Source organism: Pseudoxanthomonas sp. (assembly GCF_002863005.1).
In the GTDB taxonomy this organism is placed as follows: Bacteria; Pseudomonadota; Gammaproteobacteria; order Xanthomonadales; family Xanthomonadaceae; genus Pseudoxanthomonas_A.
On the sequence record NZ_PKDG01000004.1, the window covers coordinates 1 to 20,450 of the forward strand.

The window sequence follows — 20,450 nt, forward strand, 5'->3', positions numbered from 1 at the left end:
ATCCCGGCGAAAGCCGGGACCCAGCGACTTTCGCTTGAAAGTGAAACGTGCAAGAGCGCAGGATCGCGTCGGGACCAAACAGGGCAAGGAGTGCCCGATGCGACAGCGCAATCCCTGCGTTTACATCCTGGCGAGCCAACGCAATGGAACGCTCTATATCGGCGTCACGTCCGATCTGGCGTCACGCGTTTGGCAGCACAAGAACGACCAGGTCTCCGGCTTTACTCGCCGCTACCGCGTCCACACGTTGGTCTGGTACGAGTCGCACGACACAATGCCGTCTGCCATCGCGCGGGAGAAAGCCCTGAAAGAGTGGAAGCGCGAATGGAAACTGAGACTCATCGAGGACACGAATCCGTACTGGCTTGACCTGTATGGTGGAATCGCATGAGCCTGCATGCCGGACCAAAGTCGCATGTCGACGCTTTGGCATTTATCCGGCAATGACCGCAGAATCCAGGTCACTGGGTCCCGGCTTTCGCCGGGATGACGGAGCACACGCATGACCCTGCCTTCCACCGCCTTCAACGCCTTCCGCATCCACAGTGACGACACCGGCTATCGCAGCGGCATCGAGTCGCTCACGCTCGATGCGCTGAATCCCGGTGAAGTGGTCATCAAGACCGCCTACTCATCGGTCAACTACAAGGATGCGCTCGCCGGCACAGGCGAAGGCAAGATCCTGCGTCGCTTCCCGCTGGTCGGCGGCATCGACGTGGCCGGCCACGTCGTGGCCTCCACCGATCCCGCCTTCAAGGAGGGCGATGCGGTACTGGTGACCGGGTCGGGACTCAGCGAAACCCGCGACGGCGGCTACGCCGACTACGCGCGTCTCGATGCCAAGTGGGTCATTCCCCTGCCCACCGGCCTGAGCCTGCGCGAAAGCATGATCCTGGGCACGGCAGGGTTCACGGCCGCACTGGCGCTGTATCGCATGCGGGAAAACCGCCAGACGCCCGATCTCGGTCCGCTCGCGGTCACCGGTGCCACCGGCGGCGTCGGCTCACTGGCCGTCGATATCTTCAGCAGGGCCGGGTTCGAGGTGCACGCGATCAGTGGCAAGCCCGAGAACGCGGCCTACCTGACGTCGATCGGCGCCACCGAGGTACTGGGTCGCGATGCGCTCGCGAAGGCGCGCCCGATGGAATCCGCGCGCTTCGGCGGCGGACTCGACAACGTCGGTGGCCCCATGCTCGCCAGCCTGCTGGCGCAGACCACGCCGTATGGCAACGTGGCGAGCGCCGGTCTTGCCGCGAGTGCCGACCTGCCCATAACTGTGATGCCCTTCATAATTCGGGGTGTATCGCTGCTCGGCGTGGCATCGGCCGGCACCGCGCGCGACATCCGCGAACAGGTCTGGCAGCACCTCGCCAGCGACTGGAAGCCGCGGCACCTCGAGACCATCTGCACCCGCGAAACCACGCTGGCAGGGTTGCCGGAGGTGTTCCGCACCATGCTGGACGGGCGCTCGTTCGGACGCACCCTGGTACGAATGGGATGAACGGCATCGGCGGCGCGACGGACGTTGTCCGTTGGCCGCCCAGCCCATTGTGTTGTCACGGACAAGGTCTAAAATCGGTGTCGGGGAACACTGGGGACATCCATGGCAAAGATTCTGATCGTCGACGATTCACCGTCGCAACTGCTGGGCATCCAGCGCATCGTCGAGAAACTGGGGCACGAATCCATCACCGCCGAGGACGGCGCCGCGGGCGTGGAAGTCGCCAAGCGCGAGCTGCCCGACATGGTGCTGATGGACGTGGTGATGCCGAACCTCAACGGGTTCCAGGCCACGCGCACGCTGAGCCGCGAGGCCACCACCAAGCACATTCCGGTGATCCTGGTGACCACCAAGGACCAGGATACGGACCGCATGTGGGGCCTTCGCCAGGGCGCCAAGGCATACCTGACCAAGCCGTTCTCGGAAGACGAACTGGCCGAGGTCATCGAGCGCATCTTCAACGCGCGCGAACTGCCTTCCGCGCCCTCCGCCTGACGCCGGTCGCGATTGCACGCTGAAGAGCAGGCCCCGGCCTGCTCTTTTCGTTTGCGTGTCCGTTCAACGTGGCGCCATGTAGCCGCCCGGTACACCGCGTGGCGAAAGCACCAGCTGCCACAGCTGCGAGCGGCGGCTGCGGAACGTGGCCATGGACGCGGCCAGGTAGAACCGCCACATCCGGCGGAAGCGCGCGTCGTAACGCGTGTCCAGGGATGCCCAGGCCGATTCCACGTTGTCCTGCCACGCCTGCAGCGTACGGTCGTAGTCGGCGCCGAAGTTGTGCCAGTCCTCGATGACGAACCGTCCTTCCACCGCCGCGGCGATCTGCGCCGCCGATGGCAGCATGGAATTGGGGAAGATGTACCGCGCGATCCAGGGATCTGTCCGTCGCACCGATCGGTTTCCCCCGATGGTATGCAGCAGGAACAGGCCTTCCGGCGGCAGGCAATGGCGAACGACGTCGAAATAGGTGGCGTAGTTCTTCACTCCCACGTGTTCGAACATGCCCAGCGAGAACGCCGCGTCGAAGGGCTCTCGCAGCGCCCGATAGTCCTGCAGGCGGATCTCGACCGGCAATCCGGCGCACAGCTGCCTGGCATACGCCGCCTGCTCCCTGGAGACCGTGATCCCCACGCCTTCAACGCCATAGCGCTCCACGGCGAACTTGAGCGCTTCACCCCAGCCACAGCCGATGTCGAGCACCCGCATGCCAGGCAGCAGGCGGAGCTTGCGGCAGACCAGCTCCAGCTTCGCTTCCTGCGCTGCGTCGAGATCGGTGGCGTCGCGCCAGTAGCCGCAGCTGTAGACCAGGCGGCGGCCCAGCATCGCGGCGTAGAGATCGTTGCCGAGGTCGTAATGGCGGCGCCCTACTTCGCCACTGCGATGCGGCGACTGCAGGTTGGTCAGGCGGGCGCGCAGCGCATCGAACAGCTCCCCTGCACCGTGTACCTGTTCGTCCACGCCGGCGGCAAGCAGGCGGAACAGCAGACCATCGAGCGAGGGGCTGTCCCACCAGCCGTCCATGTAGCTTTCGCCCAATCCCAGCGACCCCTGCCCCAGCACCCGGGCATGGAAGCGGGGGTCGTGGATCCGGATATCCCAGGGGCGGTCGCCCCCGATCCGCACATCCGCTCCGGCCAACAGGTCTGCGATCCTGCGCTCGAAGCGGGCGTGCGGCATGTCGGTCAGCGCGCGAAGAGCTCCGCGTACGCCGGGGCGACGTGCGGCAGCAGCAAGGCAGCAGGCACGTCCACCGTCTGCGTACCGTCGGCGTACGGGCCCACCTGGTAGGGGGGGAAGACGAAGCGAAGGGCCGTGATGCGGCCTGCCGCATCCAGCACCGGCACGAATTCGCTGAAGTTGGCAGCGTCGGGTTCGGTGCCTTCGTCGATCATCCGGAACGTGCTCTTGATCAGGGCGGCGCGGTCCACCGGGGCGAGTTCGTCCTCGTCGGCACGGTTCACCACGGCGGTGTGCAGCTGTTCGCGGACGTAGTCGCTGACGGCCTGCCAGCCCTTGGTGCCGGGGATCAGCGCGGCCGCGGTCAGGCGCGCGTCCTGCTGCGGCAACCAGACGAAGCGCGCGATCAGCGGCTGGCCGTGTGCGCCGCCCGTGTAGCGGCTGCCATCCGCCGCCACCGCGACGATCTGCGGGGTATCCACTACCTGCTCGAATGCCAGGGAAAGCTCGTAGGGTGCCGACGGCTTGTCGTTGCCGAAGGCGTCGACGGCCTGCATCAGTTCGGCGCGCTCGGCGGCCGTGTAGTCCGACAGCGCCTTCGCCAGCCCGGGATGGCGATTGACGGCCGCGGGATAGCTGATGCCGATGACATAGCGGTCGTTGCTTTCGATGACATCCTTCAATTCGACCGGCGCTCCGGCGGTGGCCGCCGGCGTGGCCACGGGAGGCGGCGGTTCGCCGGCCGCGTCGGATGCCGGCGGCGTCTCGCGCTGGCAGGCCGCCAGTGCGAGTGCGGCGACCAGAACCAGGCTCGCGTGGGGGAAAAGGTGGCGTGACAAGGGGGGGGGTGACACGTTCGGGCTCCTTCCGAGTGTGATGGCGATCATTCTAAGGCGGCGCCCGTGCAGCCTCCATCACGCTCAGGCATCCACCAGATCAGCGTACTGGGGATGACGCTGGACGTACGCGGCGGAATAGGAACATGCAGGCACCACGCGCCATCCCTGTGTCCGTGCATGGTCCAGCGCCGCCTTGACCAGCGCGGCCGCGATCCCCCGTCCGCCGATCGCCTCCGGCACACCCGTGTGCTCGATGACCATGCGCCCGTCCCGCAGGGAATAGACGAGTTCGGCTTCGTGACCCTCCAGGCGGGTGGAAAAGCGGCGAGAGTCCGCGTCGTGATGCAGGTCGAAGGCAGGCAGGTCGTCGGTCATGGCGTCTCCGTGGTGAGGGGCTCAATGGCATTGTGACCCACTGCCCAGCCGGCGCCGTGGCAGAACTGGACGCAGCGCGTCACATTCATGCTTGTGAAAGGCATGAGGAGCGCCAGTGAGCGTGATCGACTTCGCAGTTTCGACGTTGGCACGATTGCTGCGAGGTACGGACCATAGACCTGCCTCTCGGAGTTTCGCCATGAGCCTGATCGACACACTGCCCGACGTCTCCAACGCCAACAATTTCACCCTGCTGGAAGGTCTGTTCCAGCTCACGGTGACCGGCCATACCGACGCCTGGGAATTCGAACGCCTCAACAACGCCGTGTACGAGCGCCTGATGTCGGCCTACTCCGGCAGCGAGAAGGCGGGCGTACACGCCGTGCATTCCCTGGTGGACTGAGTCGCCGCACCTCTTCATCGGGTGCTCCGGCGCGGCGCAGGGGTCCGCCTTCGGGTGTGACTGCCGCGTCGGAGTCCCGTCCCACCTGCTTCGTCGAAGCAGGCAGAACGAAACATTCCCTCCCATCGATCCCGCCGCGGTTCACTATTCGCCGCGATTATCCCGTTTGCCCTGGTTGCGACGATCCTGCGTGCCTGCGCTGCCCTGGATCGCTTTGAGCCGGCTTTCCGCAGCATGCAGTTCCATCGCCTTGTCAGCCGCCTCGTTCGATACGAAGCCCGCTGTCGCCGTGGCACCCTGCCCATCCTGGTCCAATTGCTGCCATGACGCGGGCTGCCGATCATGCGCCTGCTTCTGCTCGAGCAACGACCGGGCGTTGGCCAGCGCCTGCGCCGGGGTAATCTTCCGGGGCGCACGTTTGCGCGCGGTCGCCTTCTTTGTCGTCCCCTTGCGTACGCTCGGCGTCCGCCGCGCTACCGTTGTTGCGGCGACCTTTTTCGCCGCCTTCGAAACCGCCTTCCTGGCTGGCTGCTCGACCGCTTTCCTCGGGGCGGCAATGCCTGTGGTCTTCTTCGCTACGTTGGGTGCCGCCTTCTTCGTTGCCGGAGATGTCGGCGCCTGCTTCGCGGCCTTCTTGGTTGCGGCCTTCTTGGTTGCGGCCTTCTTGGTTGCGGCCTTCTTGGTTGCGGCCTTCTTGGTCGCAGTCTTCCTCGGCGCGGTCTTCTTGGCCGTCACCGTTCTGGCGGAGGTCTTGGCCGGGACCTTCTTTACGGGTTTGCTTGCGCGCTTACTGGACGCTGCCTTGCCTGCGACTTTCTTGACTGCCTTTTTCGCTACAGCTTTGCGGGTCGCCATGTGCGGCTCCACGGGTGGGACACGACCCCGGGATAGCATGGCCCACCTTCAATGCAGGTGAGCAAAGCCGCAAGGTCGGCTTAACCGAAGCTCGGGCGCGAGAGCTCCTGCAGGAAGTGTTGCACCACCTCCGCATCCATCACCACCAGGAAAAGCACCCCGTAGGCGGCACCCGCCAGGTGGGCACCATGGTTGATGTTGTCGCCGCCGCGCTTGTCCATCCAGATGCTGTAAGCGATGTACAGCACGGCGAACACGATGGCCGGCATGGGAATGAAGAACACCCCGATCGTAGCCCAGGGGGCCAGCAGGATGAAGGCGAACAGCACCGCCGACACCGCACCGGACGCGCCCAGGCTGCGGTAATTCGGGTCCTTCTGGTGCTTCAGGTAGGTTGGCAGGATCGACACCACCAGTGCCGAGAAGTAGAACAGCGGGAAAACCCACGGCCCCTTCTGCTCGGCCATCCAGCCTTCGATCTGGCGCCCGAAGAAGAACAGCGTGAACATGTTGAAGAACAGGTGCCAGATGTCGGCGTGGATGAAGCCATACGTCACCAGCCGGTCGTACTGACGGTGGCGATCGATGGCCGGCGGCCACAGGATCAGTCGCATCAACAGCGATGGCGTGCGCAGCGCGATGAGGCTCACCACGCAGGTCGCCGCGATCAGCAGCAGGGTGATGGGGGCGGTCATGCTGGTTCCTCAGGCCGCGGTGCGGTAGTTGTCCTGCATCGGATACGTACGTGCGTACAGCGCGAACGCCAGCGCCGCGACGAACGCGAAGCCAGCGAAGAAGAACATCAGGAACGCGTTCTCGGTCCAGCCCTGCCCCTGGATCCAGCCGATCACGGCCGGGTCGCGCACGCTGGCATTCGTCAGCAGCACCCACAAGCCGCCGAAGGTGCTGGTGAGGTACCAGAACGCCATGATCACGCCCTTCATCGCCATCGGGGCCTGGCTGTAGGCGAACTCCAGCGCCGTCGCCGACACCAGCACTTCGCCGAAGGTCAGCAACAGATAAGGCAACGCCTGCCATGCGAGCGAGACCTTTTCACCGTCGTCCATCTGCAGCTGCAGCAGGCCTGCCACGATCCAGGACAACGCGGAGATCGCGATGCCCCACCCCATGCGGCGCAGCGCGGTGACGTTGAAGCCCATCTTCCGCAGTGCGGGGTACAGCACCAGGTTGTTGAACGGGATCAGCAGCATGACCATCAGCGGGTTGAGCGACTGCATCTGCGCAGCGGCCGCGGATATCTGCTTCGTATATTCCTCGGTGCCCATCAACGCGGTGGGCGGCTGGATCAGGAAGCTGGGCCACCACCATGCGTCGCCCGGCACGAACATCGCCCGGCCCTGGATGACCCAGGTCGACGCCTTCTGGTCGAACAGCGACCAGAAGGGCGTGACCAGGGCGAATACGATCAGGATGCGGAGCACCGAACGAACGCCTTCGATGGCGGCATCCGGGTGCAGGCCACGCGCCCGTTCGAGCTGCAACGATGCGCCGAAACCGACGCCGGCAATGATGGCGCCGAGCGCGAGGCAAGCGGTAATCACGAAACCCCAGGCGTCGGGCCAGAGGCCAACCCCTGCGAACTTCAACGCCCACAGCACCAGCATCGCCGCGGCGCCGATCACGCCAACGGCGGCGATCGCGGTGCCCAGGCCACGCTCGTTGCCCAACAGCGCGCTACGCACGATGTTAAGAAAAGAGTCCGGGTCGGTTCCGCGCGACGGCGGCACATTGACGTACTTCTTGCGCCCCGCCCAGAAGATCAGCGTGGCGATGAACATCAGGATGCCCGGGATACCGAACGCCCACGCCGCTCCCCAGTTGCGCAGCACCAGCGGCATCAGCAGCGAGGCGAAGAACGAACCGAAGTTGATGATCCAGTAGAACGCATCGAAGACGACCTTCGCCTTGCTCTTGTTGGTCTGGTCGAACTGGTCGCCGCAGAACGTCACCACCAGCGGCTTGATGCCGCCAGACCCCAGCGCAATCAGGAACAGGCCGGTATAGAAACCGGTGGCGTTGCTCTCGAACAGTGCCAGGCACGCATGGCCCGCGCAGTAGATGAGCGAAAACCACAGGACGGTGTTGTATTTGCCGAAGTAGCGGTCCGACAGCCAACCGCCCAGCAGCGGGAAGAAATAGACACCGATGACGAAACTGTGGAAAAGATCCTTCGCCGCACCCTCGCGCGCCGCCTGGTCGGGCAGGTACGCCAGCAGCACCGAACTGATCAGGAACGGCACCAGGATGTTGCGCATCCCGTAGAAGCTGAACCGTTCGCACGCCTCGTTGCCGATGATGTAGGGAATCTGGCGGGGCATGCGGCCCGGGCTGGCTTCTGCGGTCGTGCTCATCCGATCTTCCGGTGAAAAAGTCCCGGAAGGTTACCGTATCGGGCTGCGGCGGGTCGAACCGCCAGACCTGCATTCGCCCGTCCGACAGGGGCTGGGACTGACCGCGATTGCCGGGCATCATGCGCCCTGCCCTGTTCAGGATATGACCATGCTGCGACCGCTCTGCACCACGCTGTTGCTGGCCCTCGTGCCGCTCGCGCAGGCCCAGCCTGCCCTCACCACGGCGTCCGAGCGTTCGGGATTCGTCGACACCGGGCGGTACGATGAAGTGGTCGCGCTCTGCGATGCCTTCGCGCGGCAGTATCCGAAGGCCGTGCGCTGCACCACGTTCGGCACCACGCCGGAGGGTCGGCCGATGAAGGCGCTGGTCGCCTCCACTAGCGGTGCGCTCACGCCGGAACAGGCACAGCGCCGCCAGTTGCCCGTCGTGCTCGTGCAAGGCGGCATCCACGCCGGCGAGATCGATGGCAAGGATGCGGGCTTCCTCGCGCTACGCGAGGTGTTGGAAGGCAAGGCAGCCGCAGGCGCCCTCGACAAACTGGTCTGGGTGTTCGTGCCGGTGTTCAACGTCGATGGCCACGAGCGTTTCGGCGCCTGGAACCGACCCAACCAGCGCGGCCCGAAGGAAATGGGCTGGCGGACCACCGCGCAGAACTACAACCTCAACCGCGACTACGTGAAGGCGGACACGCCGGAAATGCAGGCCATGCTGCAGCTGGTGCAGCGTTGGGACCCGATCGTCGCCGTGGACCTGCATGCGACCAATGGTGCCCAGTTCGAACACGACATCTCCATCCAAGTGGAGCCGGTGCATGCCGGCGATGCCGGATTGCGCAAAGCCGGCCTCGCATTGCGCAGCGGCGTGATCGACGATCTGGCGAAGCAGGGGTCGCTGCCGCTGCCCTACTACCCTTCGTTCGTGGTGCAGGACGATCCCACCTCCGGCTTCGAGGACAGCGTGCCACCGCCGCGCTTCTCCCACGGCTATTTCCTGCTGCGCAACCGCATCGGCATGCTGGTGGAAACGCACTCGTGGAAGGAGTACCCGGTACGCGTGCGGATTACCCGCAACACCGTCGTCTCGGTGTTGGAGCACGTCGCCCGTGATGGCGCTGCGTGGTACGCCGCCGCGAAGCAGGCGGATGCTTCCGCCACGCAGCTGGCCGGCACCGCTGAGCCGCTGACCTGGGCCGCGGCCCCGACGTCCCGCACGGTCGACTTCCGTGGCTATGCCTACACCCGGACGAAGTCCGACGTCTCGGGCGCGTTGATGACGCGCTATGACGAGAACACACCGCAGATCTGGAAGGTGCCGCTGAAGGACGACATCCGTCCCGGCGTCGTCGTGGAGGCACCGCGTGGCGGCTATCTGGTCCCCGCCGCGGAAGCCGCCTGGGTCGCGCCCGTTCTGAAGACGCATGGGGTTGAGTACCGCCTGCTCGGCAAGCCGTGGCAGGGCGACGCGCAGGCGTTCCGCGCGACGAAGAGCAGCTTCGGTAGCGCTTCCGTGGAGACGCACCAGCGCCTGACCGTCGAGGGCGAGTGGGCGCGCGAAGCGCGCACCACGCCCAGCGGCGCGCTGTTCGTTCCGATCGCGCAGGCCAAGGCGCGCCTGGTGATGGCGTTGCTGGAGCCGCTGGCACCCGATTCCCTGCTAGCCTGGGGCCGTTTCAACAACGCCTTCGAGCGCAAGGAGTACATGGAGGACTATGTGGCCGAAAGCGTGGCGCGCGAGATGCTGCGCGACCCCGCGATCAAGGCCGAGTTCGAGCGCAGGCTGCGCGAAGACAAGGCCTTCGCGGCCGATCCCGCCGCGCGGCTGGAGTTTTTCTACCGCAGGCATCCGTCATGGGACGAGCGCTACCAGCTGTATCCGGTGTTGCGCATCGACACGGCGCCTTAGCCCTGACGCTCCTTCAGCCGCGGCGCATGTCGGGACCCTGCAGCCAGCGCGGCCACCGACGTTCACCGAGCTTTCGCCATGCGGTCGTGATCCGCGCCAGCCCGTCGGCATGGCAAGGCGCGCGCTCAGGCCAGCCGCCGCATCCCGTAGCGTGCCGGCGCATTGCCGAGAGTCGTTTCGGTGAGCGGTGCGCCCATCGCTGCGAGTACGCTGCGCTGCTGGTCCAGCGGGGTACGCAGCATGTCGTTCTCGTACGTCGCCAGCGTCTGGAACGCGGACAGCGCCCAGGCGCGTTCCAGCAACCCGGCCACGCGCGGCCACCGCGACGCATCGACGTCATGACACACGAAGACGGCGTTGCGGAAGAAGGCGGCAAGCGTGATGTCGGCGATCGAAAGCTCGCCGAAGATCCAGCCCCGCTCCGGCAGCTGCGACTCCAGATAGTCCAACGCAACGGGCAGTTCTTCGTCGCGGGCCTTGCGGACGACATCGTCGTCGGTACCTTCATTGAAGAGAAAGCGCCGCACGCCTTTCTGGAAGAACATGCGCCAGACGATGACGTCGCCCAGCTGGGAGTCCGCATATTCCTCGAGCCAACGCGCCTGGGCCCGCGGCACGGCGCCTGACGGATACAGCGACGGGTCGGGATAGCGGTCCTGCAGATATTCGCAGATCACCGTGGAGTCGTTGAGGACCAGCCCGCCATCCAGCAGCACGGGGATGCGCCGGAGCGGACTCAGGCGACTGAACTCCTCGTTGCCGACGAACGGTGCGATGGGATCGATCCGGTACGGGATGCCCTTCAGTTCGAGACAGACCAGCACCTTGCGCACATACGGCGACAGGTAGTTGCCGATGATCGTGACGGGTTCGCTCATGTCCGGCCTCCGCTCGGGTGCGGACAGCGTGCGCAGCCCAGCCCGAAGGGTCAACCCCACGCTGGGCCCGCAGCGGCGACGCATGCGCGCATGCGCCGGGCATGGAGAAACGTCCGCGTATCGACGCTCCCTGCGTTGACGGACCATTACGTCCGCCATCGGTAAGCTGACGGGCCATCACCTGCGGGGAGCACGTCATGTTCCGTCCTTTGCTGACCACCGCCTGCCTGCTGGTGCTGGCAGCGTGCCAGTCGCCGCCTGTCGCGCCGGCCGCCGATGACGCACCAGCCGCGACGCCGCCTGCGACCGTGATCGAAGGGCGGGCGACGTATCTGCAACGGATAGCGCCACCGCCGGGCGCGGTGCTGAGCGTGGAGTTGATCGACAACCAGCTGGCCGACACGCCGGCCGCCATCGTCGCGCGTGCGGACTTCACCGACCTCCAGGGCCCACCGTTCGCCTTCTCCCTGCCCTATGACGCCTCCAAGCTCCGCCGCAACGGGCAGTACGGCCTGCATGCCGGCCTGCGCGATGCCGAAGGCAGGCTCTGGTTCGTCACCGACACGCGCGTGCCGGTCACGCCAGGCGCGACGTCACCCGTGGAATTCCGGATGGTGCAGGCAGGCGCCGAACCGACCCCGCCGATCGGCACCACCTATTGGCAATGCGGCGACCAGCGCATCGGCGTCCGCCCCGACACCGCGAAGCACCAGGTGGCGCTGGATATCGGTGGCGACGTCCTGACCCTGCCCCATGCCACGAGCGCATCCGGCACGCGGTATGCCGATGCCGCAGGCAACACGTTCTGGAGCCAGGGTACGGACGCTACCCTGACGCTTGTGGGCGAGCCTGCGGTGCCCTGCCTCGCCGCGGAACAGGGCTCGCCCTGGGATGCCGCGAAGGCGCGTGGCAGCGTGTTCCGCGGGCTGGGCACCGAGCCTGGCTGGTCGGTCGAGGTCGGCGGCGGTGAAATGCCCCGGCTGCAGGCCGAACTGGACTATGGCGAACAGAGGGTCGACGTTCCGCAGGCCCGCAGGACGGCCGAGGGTTACGCCGGCAGTACCGGCGATGGCCGGGCCGTGTCGCTCGTCACGAAGAAGGAAAGCTGCAACGACGGCATGAGCGACAACACCTATCCGGCCTCCGTGATCCTGACGGTCGGCGACAACACCTACCGCGGCTGCGGCCGCTTCCTGACGGAATGATGCACGCATGAGTCGACGTTCCCGCGCACGCCGCCAGAACCGCCAACGCCTTCCCCTCTTCGCCTTCCTTGCGCTGCTCGTACTCGGCGCGGGTGCGTGGTGGTGGTCCCAAAGCGACGAGGCTCCCGCCGCCGCTACGGCCACCCGCGACGCCGCTCCCGATCCGAAGCACACCAGCGCCGTGCTGGCGCTGCCGCCGGTTGAACACACACGCCCCCGCGATCTGGCCGGCAACGTGCCCGACGTCGCGCCTCCGGCGACGCCCGCACCGTCCGCTCGCGACGCGGACGCGCTGCCCGCCTTCCTGCCGCCGGAAGCACGGCAGACGCTCGCGCTGATACAGCGCGGCGGCCCCTTCCCGCATCGGCAGGACGGCAGCGTGTTCCAGAACCGCGAAGGACGCCTGCCGCGCCGGGAGCGAGGTTACTACCGCGAGTACACGGTCGACACGCCGGGGCTGGACCACCGGGGCGAGCGCCGCATCGTCGCCGGCGGGCAACCTCCGCGCGAGTACTACTACAGTGACGACCACTACGAGAGCTTCCGGCGTTTCGAGATCGGCAGCGGAGCGGCGCGATGAGCGACTCCGGTTTCGACCCCGGCCTTGCCGATCCCGCCCGCGCCGGTGTGTTCTTCGTTACCGAAGACGACCTCGGCCCCTTGGCCGCCGTCGGCCGCGATGCCGGCCTGCTGGCACGCCGCATCGACCTGTCCGGCTGCGACGGCAAGTCCGCGCTGCTGCTCCGAATCGCGACGGTGCTGGATTTCCCGCAGACATCGGGCCGCAACTGGGACGCGCTGTCGGACAGCCTGCGCGACCTGTCCTGGCTTGAAGCGCCGGGTTACGTACTGCTGTTCGAGCAGGCGCATGAACTGCGCGACCGCGCCGAGGCGGATTTCGACACCCTGCTCGACGTGCTCGACGAGGCCTCGCAGGCCTGGGCGGTGGATGACGTGCCGTTCTGGGCCTTCATCGCGTTGCCGGAAGAGGACTTTCCCGACCTCCAGTAGCGGTGCCGGGCAGCGATCGCCGCTATCTGCGAAAATGCGGCATGCTCGATTTCACCTCTCTTCCGCTGGCGCCCGGCCTGCAGCAGGGCGTCCAGGCGCTCGGCTACACCCAGCCCACCCCGATCCAGGCCCGCAGCCTGCCCGCCATCCTCGACGGCCGCGACGTCATCGCGCAGGCGCCGACCGGCAGCGGCAAGACCGCCGCGTTCGGCCTGGGGCTGCTGCACCGGCTGGATATCGCCATCGTGCGCACCCAGGCATTGGTGCTGTGCCCGACGCGCGAACTGGCCGACCAGGTCGCGCAGCAACTGCGCAAACTCGCGGTCGGACTTCCCAACCTGAAAGTGCTGACGCTGTGCGGCGGCATGCCGCTCGAACCCCAGTTGCGCTCGCTGGAGGCGCACGACCCGCAGGTGGTCGTCGGTACGCCCGGGCGCATCCAGGAACTGCTGCGCAAGAAAGCGCTGCATCTGGGCGGCGTGCGCACCTTGGTGCTCGACGAGGCCGACCGCATGCTCGACATGGGATTCGAGGAGCCTATCCGCGAGATCACCGGCAAGACCCCGAAGGACCGCCAGAGCCTGCTGTTCTCGGCCACCTTCACCGACGCCATCCGCGACATCGCCCGCAACACGCTGCGCGACCCCCTCGAAGTGACGGTGGACGCACCACAGGCGCAGTCGGCGATCGAGCAGCGTTTCCTGCAGGTCGATCCCGCGCGCAAGCAGACCACGCTGGCGGGACTGCTCGCGCAGCATCGCGTCGAGTCCGGGGTGGTCTTCTGCAACATGCGCAAGGACGTGGACGAAGTCGCGATCTCATTGCAGCACTTCGGCTTCTCCGCACTCGCCCTGCACGGCGACATGGAGCAGCGCGACCGCGACGAGGTGCTGGTGCGCTTCGCCAACCGCAGCTGCAACGTGCTGGTCGCCAGCGACGTCGCTGCGCGCGGCCTGGACATCGAGGACCTGGCGCTGGTGGTCAACTACGACATGCCCAGCGACGCGGACACCTATGTGCACCGCATCGGCCGCACCGGCCGTGCCGGACGCGATGGCCTGGCGATCAGCCTGTGCACACCGCGCGAGCTGCCACGCGCAGCGGTCATCGAGGAACGGCTCGGCGCTCCCCTGTTGTGGGACCGCAACGCACCGCCCGCCCCCAAGGCCAACACTGCGCCTCCGGCCGCGATGACCACGCTGCGGATCGACGCCGGCAAGACCGACAAGCTGCGGCCGGGCGATGTACTGGGCGCACTGACCGGCGATGCGGGCCTGTCGGCGTCTGCCATCGGCAAGATCAACGTCTTCCCGACGCGTACCTATGTGGCGGTCGCACGCGACAAGGCCGCCGCCGCGCTGTCGCGGCTCAACGCCGGCAAGATCAAGGGCCGCAGCTTCCGCGTGCGCAAGCTCTGACACCCTGCAGCCCTGTAGGAGCGCCCCATGGGCGCGATGCTTTTTTCAGGATCACAAGGCAACAGCATCGCACCCATGGGGTGGTCCTACGGATCGTGCGAATTCCTGCCCACAAACAAAAACGCCGGCGCTTGCGCACCGGCGTCTTCTTGAACCATCGGGTTCAGCGCTGGATTACAGCGGCTGCACCTGGTCGGCCTGCATGCCCTTCTGGCCCTGCACGGCGACGAAGGAGACCGACTGGCCTTCCTTCAGCGACTTGAAGCCATTGCCCTGGATCGAGCGGAAGTGCACGAACAGGTCGGGGCCGCTCTGCGGGGTGATGAAGCCGAAGCCCTTGGCGTCGTTGAACCACTTGACGGTACCGGTCTGACGATCAGACATCTTTACTAACTCCTGAAACATGGATGAAAGGACCACAACCCCGGCATATGACCGGGACGGGACTGGGTTTGCAGGCGTTGGTAAAGCGGGAAGATGTAGCAGATGTATCTACCGCATCAGGCTCACGATTCACGGTGACCCTGGCAAGCACAGTGCCGCGCACTCTACCGGGCTTTTCATGTAAAAGCGAATCCCTTTTGCAAGAAAGCTGAACAGGGCTCTTTCCCGGCAGGCTTTAACCGATTGCAGCCGACGGCGGGCAGGCTCCGCCGCCGGCGTATCATGGCGCCCCGTTTTCCGAACCCCTGCCATGGCGCTCAAGTCCACCGTCGTCAAAGCCGAACTGCAGATCAGCGACATGGACCGCCACTACTACGGCACCCACAACCTGACCTTGGCGCAGCACCCGTCCGAAACCGATGAGCGGCTGATGGTCCGGCTGATCGCCTTCGCCCTGATGGCGCAGGACCGCCTGGAATTCGGCAAGGGCCTCAGCAACGAGGAAGAGCCCGACCTGTGGCGCAAGGATTACACGGGGTTGATCGAACAGTGGATCGACCTGGGCCAGCCCGACGAATCGCGTATCCGCAAGGCGTGCGGGCGGGCCCACGAGGTCATCGTGGTCAATTACGGGGGGCGCGCCGCCGACCTGTGGTGGGACAGGAATGCGGCATTGCTGGCCCGTCACCGCAACCTGACCGTGCTGGACATCGCGCCCGAGTCGGTGGCTGCCATCACGGCGCTCATGGTCCGCAGCATGCGCTTCAACGTGATGATCCAGGACGGCGAGATGCAATGGATGACCGACGACCAGGTGGTCGCCATCACGCCGACCGTCCGCCAGGCGGGTCTCGCGCGGGCCGCCTGACCGCATGGCGCCCACCCACGACGTACTGGTGGTCGGAGGCGGTGCGGCCGGCCTGATGGCCGCCTTGACCGCCGGCCGGCGCGGCCTGCGCGTGCTGGTGATCGAACACGCCAACAAGGTCGGCAAGAAGATTCTGATGTCCGGCGGCGGGCGCTGCAACTTCACCAATACCGGCACCACGCCGGCCAACTTCCTTTCCGCCAATCCGCACTTCTGCAAGTCGGCGCTGGCGCGCTAAACGCCGGGCGATTTCATCGCACTGGTCGAGCAACACCGCATCGCCTACCACGAGAAGGAACTCGGGCAGCTGTTCTGCGATGTCTCGTCCAAGCTGATCGTGAAGCTGCTGGTGGACGAATGCCTGGCCGCCGGCGTGCATATCGAGACGGGCTGCAGTGTCGGTAACGTCGAACAGACGGACGGCGTGTTCCGCCTGGACACCCCGCTGGGGCGCGTGGCCGCGCCGTCGCTGGTGGTGGCCACCGGCGGACTGTCCATCCCGAGCATGGGCGCGACCGGTTTCGGCTACGATCTTGCGCGCCGGTTCGGCCACGACGTGCTGCCTACGCGCGCCGGCTTGGTGCCGCTAACGCTGAGCGGCAAGCACCAGGAGCGCCTGGCCGACCTGAGCGGCGTGTCGTTCCCGGTCGAGGCACGCTGCGGCAAGGCGCGCTTCCGCAACTTCATGCTGCTGACCCACCGCGGCGTCAGCGGCCCGTCGATCCTGCAGATCTCCTCGTACTGGCAGCCGGGCGACGACCTGCGCCTGGACCTGCTGCCGGACCGCGACACGCTGGCATGGCTGCAGGCACAACAGCAGCAGCGGCCGGATGCCGAACTGAAGACCGTCCTGTCCGACGCGTTGCCACGTCGTTTCGCGCAGCGCCTGTGCGAGGTCTGGCTGCCCAACCGCCCGATGAAGCAGTTCAACGCTCCCCAGCTGAAAGAGGCCGCCGCCCTGATCGCCGACTGGCCGCTGGTCGCCAGCGGAACCGAGGGCTATCGCACGGCCGAAGTGACCCTCGGGGGCGTGGACACCGACGGCGTCTCCAGCAGCACGATGATGTCCAAGCGTGTGCCCGGCCTGTTCTTCGTCGGCGAAGTGCTGGATGTCACCGGCTGGCTGGGCGGCTACAACTTCCAGTGGGCGTGGGCATCGGGCCATGCTGCGGGCACGGCCGTCTGACGCAGTGCGGCGTTTCTGTCCGGGAGCGGTTTGTTAGCCTCTGGAAACCGGTGTCATCACAAGGTTTCCATGGCGGCCTCCCCTCCTCCTTCCCGTCGGCAGTTCCTGGCGCAGGTCGCCGGCACGTCCGGGCTGGCCCTGCTGGCCTCCACGTTGCCCTTCGGCGCCAGCGCGCAGCGCCAACCCGTCGCCACGACACGCAGTGGCCGCGTTGCAGGGACCACCGACGGCGGCGTCCAGGTGTTCCGCGGCATTCCTTACGCCGGCGACACCACCCGCCGACGCTTCCAGCGCGCCCTGCGCGAGACCGGCTGGACGGGCGTGCGGGATGCCTCCCGCTTCGGCGCCTCGGCTCCGCAGCGCGGTGACGCCGACGGGCAACCGGTCAGCGAAGACTGTCTGTTCCTGAACGTCTACACGCCGGCTCTACGCGATGGTGGGAAGCGCCCGATACTGGTCTACATCCATGGCGGCGGCTACAACAACGGCTCAGGCTCGCATCCGCTCTACGACGGCGCGAACCTCTGTCTTCGTGGCGACGTCGTCGTCGTCACCGTCAATCATCGGCTCAACGCGTTCGGCTACCTCTATCTGGGCGAAAGCGGCGACGAGCGCGTGCGGGAGTCGGGCAACGTCGGGCAGCTCGATCTGATCGACGCGCTGAGCTGGGTCCGCGAGCACGCACATGCATTCGGTGGCGATGCTGACAACGTCACCGTGTTCGGCCAGTCCGGCGGCGGCGCCAAGATCGCCACGCTGATGGCCATGCCGGAGGCCGATCGCCTGTTCCACAAGGCGATGACGATGAGCGGCCAGCAGGTCACCGCGGCCGGCCCGCGCGCCGCCGCGCAGCGCACGGCGCTGTTCATGGCCGAACTGGGCCTGGGCCCTCGCGATGTGGATCGCCTGCTGACGATGCCGATGGCCCGCCTTCTGGACGCCACGCGGGTGCGCGACCCGTCGCGCGTGGAGGACACCGCGCTCTACTTCGGCCCTGTGCTGGATACGCACCAGCTTCCGCGGCATCCGTTCTACCCCGATGCGCCCGCGCAGTCCGCCGGCATCCCGATGGTCATCGGCAATACGCGCGACGAGACGCGCGCCTTCCTGGGCAACGATCCGGCGAACTTCAGCCTGACCTGGGAACAGCTCCCGCAGAAGCTCCGCGAGCAGCAGTTCGTGGATGTGTCACCAGACGTGGTGATCTCCGAATACCGGCGCCTGTATCCGGACTACACGCCGTCGGAGGTCTTCTTCGCGGCGACCACCGCCGGGCGCTCATGGCGCGGCGCCATCGTCGAGGCCGAAGCGCGCGCGCGACAAGGATCGCCGGCGTGGGTCTACCAACTCGACTGGCGTTCGCCGGCAGACGGTGGAAAGCTGCGCGCGTTCCACACGCTCGACATTCCGCTGGTGTTCGACAACATCGCGAAAGAAGGATCGAAGACAGGGACCGACGCCCGCGCCCGCGCCATGGCGGCGCGCATGAGCGATGCGTTGATCGCCCTCGCCCGCCACGGCGACCCGAACCATGCGGGCATCCCCGCATGGCGTCCATACACCCTGCCACAGCGGCAGACCATGGTGTTCGACGACGAATCGTCCCTGCAGGACGATCCGCGTGGCGGCGAGCGCAGGCTCTACGAGCGCGTGCCCTTCATCCAGCGGGGCACCATGTAGCGTGCGCTGCGGGCACGACTGCGATGGCCCTCATCGTTGCGGTCGTGCGCGTGGCGCACGCTACGACATGACGTCGGCGGCGATCTCGAACGAACGCAGGCGCTTGCCGTGGTCGAAGATGTTGGCGGTCAGCATCAGCTCATCCGGGCGATGCCGCTGGATGAAGTCGGCGATGCCCTTGCGCACGGTATCGCGGCTGCCGACGACCGCGCACGCCAGCGCCTGCGCGACGCCGGCCTTTTCGTGCGGCTCCCAGAAGGCCTCGATGTCGTCGATCGGCGGCGGCACCCGTCCCGCACGGCCTCGACGCAGGTTGACGAAGGCCTGCTGTTGGGTGGTGAACAGGTAGCGCGCTTCCTCGTCCGTCTCGGCGGCCACGACGTTCAGGGCGAGCATCGCGTGCGGCTTGGCCAGACGCTTCGAGGGACGGAAATCGCGGTGGTACAGCAAGAGCGCCTGGTCCATCGCGTCGGGCGCGAAATGCGATGCGAACGCATAGGGCAAGCCCAGCGCGGCCGCGAGTTGCGCGCCGAACAGGCTGGAACCGAGCAGCCACACGGGCACCTCGAGTCCCGCACCCGGCACGGCACGCACGGCCTGCCCGTCCTGTGCCGGCTCGAAGTAGCGCAGCACTTCCTGCACGTCCTGCGGGAACTGCTCGGCACTGTCGAAGTAGCGCCGCAAGGCGCGTGCGGTCGCCTGGTCGGTGCCCGGTGCGCGACCCAGGCCGAGGTCAATGCGGCCGGGATACAGCGACGCGAGCGTGCCGAACTGCTCGGCCACCTGCAGCGGTGAATGGTTCGGCAGCATGATGCCGCCGGAACCGACGCGGATCGTCGACGTCGCACCGGCGACGTGACCGATCAACACGGCCGTCGCGGCGCTGGCGATGCCCGGCATGTTGTGGTGCTCGGCCAGCCAGTAGCGGGTGTAGCCCCAGCGCTCGGCGTGCTGCGCCAGGTCGCGCATGTGGACGAACGCCTGCGTGGTGTCGCTGCCCTCGCAGACGGGGGCAAGATCGAGGAGCGAATACGGGATCATGGAACGGCCTTGCGATGACGATGACATCGTCATGGGGATCCGCGGCGACGGATTCCACCGCCGCGTGCGGGATGCTGTATCCCGCTCAGCCCATCAGGTCGAACGGGCCGCCCTGGGCCAGGGCACGCTGGTAAGCGGGTCGCGAATGGATGCGCTGCAGGAAGCCGGCGAGGTTCGGGTAAGCATCGAGTCCGGCGCGCACGGCCGCCGCTTCCACCGGGAAACTCATCTGGATGTCGGCCGCACTGAACTGATCGCCCGCGAACCACGCGGCCTTGCCCAGTTCGGCGTTCATGTAATCTAGGTGCAGCTTCACCTGGGGCCCGACGAAGGTCCTCATCGCCTTGTCGGCGATGCCGCGTGCCACCGGCCGTGCGAAGAAGGGCATGGGGGCTTTCTTCAGGCGCGAGAACACCAGGCTCAGCAGCATCGGCGGCATCGCCGAGCCTTCGGCATAGTGCAGCCAGTAGCGATAGCGCAGGTGCTCGGCGGTGCCCGGCGACGGCGCGAACCGGCGCGCGGCGTCGTAGCGTTCCACCAGGTATTCGAGCACCGCGCCGGACTCGGCCAGCACGTGATCGCCATCCACGACCACCGGGGATTTGCCCAATGGATGCACCTTCTTCAATTCCAGTGGCGCCAGCATTGTCTTCGGGTCGCGCTGGTAGCGCACCACGGCGTAATCCAAGCCCAGTTCCTCGAGCAGCCAGAGCACGCGCTGGGAACGGGAGTTGTTGAGGTGGTGGACGGTGAGCATGCGCCAGCGCTCCGCGTGGGGTCCGCCATCCTACCTCGCGGCATATGCCGTTGTGGAAGCGACGTGAGTCGCGATGACGGAGCAGGGAAAGCGATCG

20 protein-coding genes and 2 pseudogenes are annotated in these 20,450 nt (G+C 66.7%); 12 read left to right on the top strand and 10 right to left on the bottom strand.

Annotated elements, in window-relative coordinates; all coding sequences use genetic code 11:
* The 3 genes from CYU89_RS00330 to pilH all read left to right on the top strand — a co-directional run.
* A partial coding sequence (locus tag CYU89_RS00330; RefSeq protein ID WP_343125233.1) for a GIY-YIG nuclease family protein occupies positions 1-391 on the top strand: 391 nt, incomplete at its 5' end.
* Between the two features lie 111 nt (positions 392-502).
* Positions 503-1,501, top strand: coding sequence for an oxidoreductase (locus CYU89_RS00335; RefSeq protein WP_296278227.1), 999 nt, complete (start codon positions 503-505; stop codon positions 1,499-1,501).
* A gap of 102 nt (positions 1,502-1,603) precedes the next feature.
* Complete coding sequence (gene pilH, locus CYU89_RS00340; RefSeq protein ID WP_055942820.1) at positions 1,604-1,996, top strand: twitching motility response regulator PilH; 393 nt, start codon at positions 1,604-1,606, stop codon at positions 1,994-1,996.
* Positions 1,997-2,059: 63 nt separating this feature from the next.
* On the opposite strand, the gene cfa is transcribed toward pilH, so the two are convergent.
* The 3 genes from cfa to CYU89_RS00355 all read right to left on the bottom strand — a co-directional run bounded on the left by cfa (position 2,060) and on the right by CYU89_RS00355 (position 4,392).
* Positions 2,060-3,178 carry a cyclopropane fatty acyl phospholipid synthase gene (cfa, locus tag CYU89_RS00345; RefSeq protein ID WP_296278228.1) on the bottom strand — a complete coding sequence of 373 codons (1,119 nt, stop codon included), beginning with the start codon at positions 3,176-3,178 and terminating at the stop codon, positions 2,060-2,062.
* 5 nt (positions 3,179-3,183) lie between these two features.
* Positions 3,184-4,032 (bottom strand): DUF3298 and DUF4163 domain-containing protein, encoded by an 849-nt coding sequence (locus tag CYU89_RS00350; protein WP_296278229.1) that lies wholly within the window; start codon positions 4,030-4,032, stop codon positions 3,184-3,186.
* 66 nt (positions 4,033-4,098) lie between these two features.
* The gene (locus tag CYU89_RS00355; protein WP_296278230.1) at positions 4,099-4,392 is read right to left on the bottom strand and encodes a GNAT family N-acetyltransferase; all 294 of its coding nucleotides are present in this window, start codon (positions 4,390-4,392) and stop codon (positions 4,099-4,101) included.
* 199 nt (positions 4,393-4,591) lie between these two features.
* On the opposite strand from CYU89_RS00355, the gene CYU89_RS00360 reads away from it, so the two are divergent.
* Entirely contained in the window at positions 4,592-4,795 is a 204-nt protein-coding gene (locus tag CYU89_RS00360; RefSeq protein ID WP_296278231.1) for a hypothetical protein, read from the top strand.
* Positions 4,796-4,939: 144 nt separating this feature from the next.
* Here the strand turns inward: CYU89_RS00360 and CYU89_RS00365 are convergent, their stop codons facing one another.
* From CYU89_RS00365 to CYU89_RS00375, 3 genes are all read right to left on the bottom strand, one after another.
* Positions 4,940-5,650 (bottom strand): hypothetical protein, encoded by a 711-nt coding sequence (locus CYU89_RS00365; protein ID WP_296278232.1) that lies wholly within the window; start codon positions 5,648-5,650, stop codon positions 4,940-4,942.
* A gap of 80 nt (positions 5,651-5,730) precedes the next feature.
* Positions 5,731-6,345, bottom strand: coding sequence for a rhomboid family intramembrane serine protease (locus tag CYU89_RS00370; RefSeq protein ID WP_296278233.1), 615 nt, complete (start codon positions 6,343-6,345; stop codon positions 5,731-5,733).
* Positions 6,346-6,354: 9 nt separating this feature from the next.
* Positions 6,355-8,022, bottom strand: coding sequence for an MFS transporter (locus tag CYU89_RS00375; RefSeq protein ID WP_296278234.1), 1,668 nt, complete (start codon positions 8,020-8,022; stop codon positions 6,355-6,357).
* A gap of 214 nt (positions 8,023-8,236) precedes the next feature.
* Between CYU89_RS00375 and CYU89_RS00380 the strand changes: the two are divergent.
* Positions 8,237-9,925: pseudogene (locus CYU89_RS00380) on the top strand (M14 family metallopeptidase); the annotation flags it as partial.
* A 125-nt stretch (positions 9,926-10,050) separates the two neighbouring features.
* Here the strand turns inward: CYU89_RS00380 and CYU89_RS00385 are convergent.
* A complete protein-coding gene (locus CYU89_RS00385) occupies positions 10,051-10,803 on the bottom strand; it encodes a glutathione S-transferase family protein (protein WP_296278236.1) in 753 nt (250 codons plus the stop codon).
* A 197-nt stretch (positions 10,804-11,000) separates the two neighbouring features.
* Between CYU89_RS00385 and CYU89_RS00390 the strand changes: the two genes are divergently transcribed.
* Genes CYU89_RS00390 through dbpA form a run of 4 tightly spaced genes read left to right on the top strand, consistent with a single transcriptional unit; the run spans position 11,001 to position 14,437 of the window.
* The gene (locus CYU89_RS00390; RefSeq protein WP_296278237.1) at positions 11,001-12,008 is read left to right on the top strand and encodes a YbaY family lipoprotein; all 1,008 of its coding nucleotides are present in this window, start codon (positions 11,001-11,003) and stop codon (positions 12,006-12,008) included.
* Positions 12,009-12,015: 7 nt separating this feature from the next.
* Complete coding sequence (locus CYU89_RS00395) at positions 12,016-12,588, top strand: ribonuclease domain-containing protein (RefSeq protein ID WP_296278238.1); 573 nt, start codon at positions 12,016-12,018, stop codon at positions 12,586-12,588.
* Positions 12,585-13,019: a barstar family protein gene (locus tag CYU89_RS00400; RefSeq protein WP_296278239.1), complete on the top strand. Its 435-nt coding sequence runs from the start codon at positions 12,585-12,587 to the stop codon at positions 13,017-13,019. The genes CYU89_RS00395 and CYU89_RS00400 overlap by 4 nt, the downstream gene beginning before the upstream one ends.
* 41 nt (positions 13,020-13,060) lie before the next feature.
* Positions 13,061-14,437, top strand: coding sequence for an ATP-dependent RNA helicase DbpA (gene dbpA / locus CYU89_RS00405; protein WP_296278240.1), 1,377 nt, complete (start codon positions 13,061-13,063; stop codon positions 14,435-14,437).
* A 174-nt stretch (positions 14,438-14,611) separates the two neighbouring features.
* Here the strand turns inward: dbpA and CYU89_RS00410 are convergent, their stop codons facing one another.
* Positions 14,612-14,821, bottom strand: a complete 210-nt coding sequence (locus CYU89_RS00410; protein ID WP_296278241.1) for a cold-shock protein — start codon at positions 14,819-14,821, stop codon at positions 14,612-14,614.
* A gap of 310 nt (positions 14,822-15,131) precedes the next feature.
* On the opposite strand from CYU89_RS00410, the gene CYU89_RS00415 reads away from it, so the two are divergent.
* The 3 genes and pseudogenes from CYU89_RS00415 (at position 15,132) to CYU89_RS00425 (ending at position 18,555) form a co-directional block, all read left to right on the top strand.
* Positions 15,132-15,689 carry a YaeQ family protein gene (locus tag CYU89_RS00415; protein ID WP_296278242.1) on the top strand — a complete coding sequence of 186 codons (558 nt, stop codon included), beginning with the start codon at positions 15,132-15,134 and terminating at the stop codon, positions 15,687-15,689.
* Between the two features lie 4 nt (positions 15,690-15,693).
* A pseudogene (locus CYU89_RS00420) lies at positions 15,694-16,875 on the top strand (NAD(P)/FAD-dependent oxidoreductase).
* A 69-nt stretch (positions 16,876-16,944) separates the two neighbouring features.
* Positions 16,945-18,555: a carboxylesterase/lipase family protein gene (locus CYU89_RS00425; protein WP_296278243.1), complete on the top strand. Its 1,611-nt coding sequence runs from the start codon at positions 16,945-16,947 to the stop codon at positions 18,553-18,555.
* A 60-nt stretch (positions 18,556-18,615) separates the two neighbouring features.
* Here CYU89_RS00425 and CYU89_RS00430 read toward each other — a convergent pair whose 3' ends face one another.
* Both CYU89_RS00430 and CYU89_RS00435 read right to left on the bottom strand, forming a co-directional pair.
* Positions 18,616-19,596 (bottom strand): LLM class flavin-dependent oxidoreductase, encoded by a 981-nt coding sequence (locus tag CYU89_RS00430; protein WP_296278244.1) that lies wholly within the window; start codon positions 19,594-19,596, stop codon positions 18,616-18,618.
* 85 nt (positions 19,597-19,681) lie between these two features.
* On the bottom strand, positions 19,682-20,353 hold the full coding sequence (locus tag CYU89_RS00435) for a glutathione S-transferase (RefSeq protein ID WP_296278245.1): 672 nt from the start codon (positions 20,351-20,353) through the stop codon (positions 19,682-19,684).
* Positions 20,354-20,450: the final 97 nt, after the last annotated feature.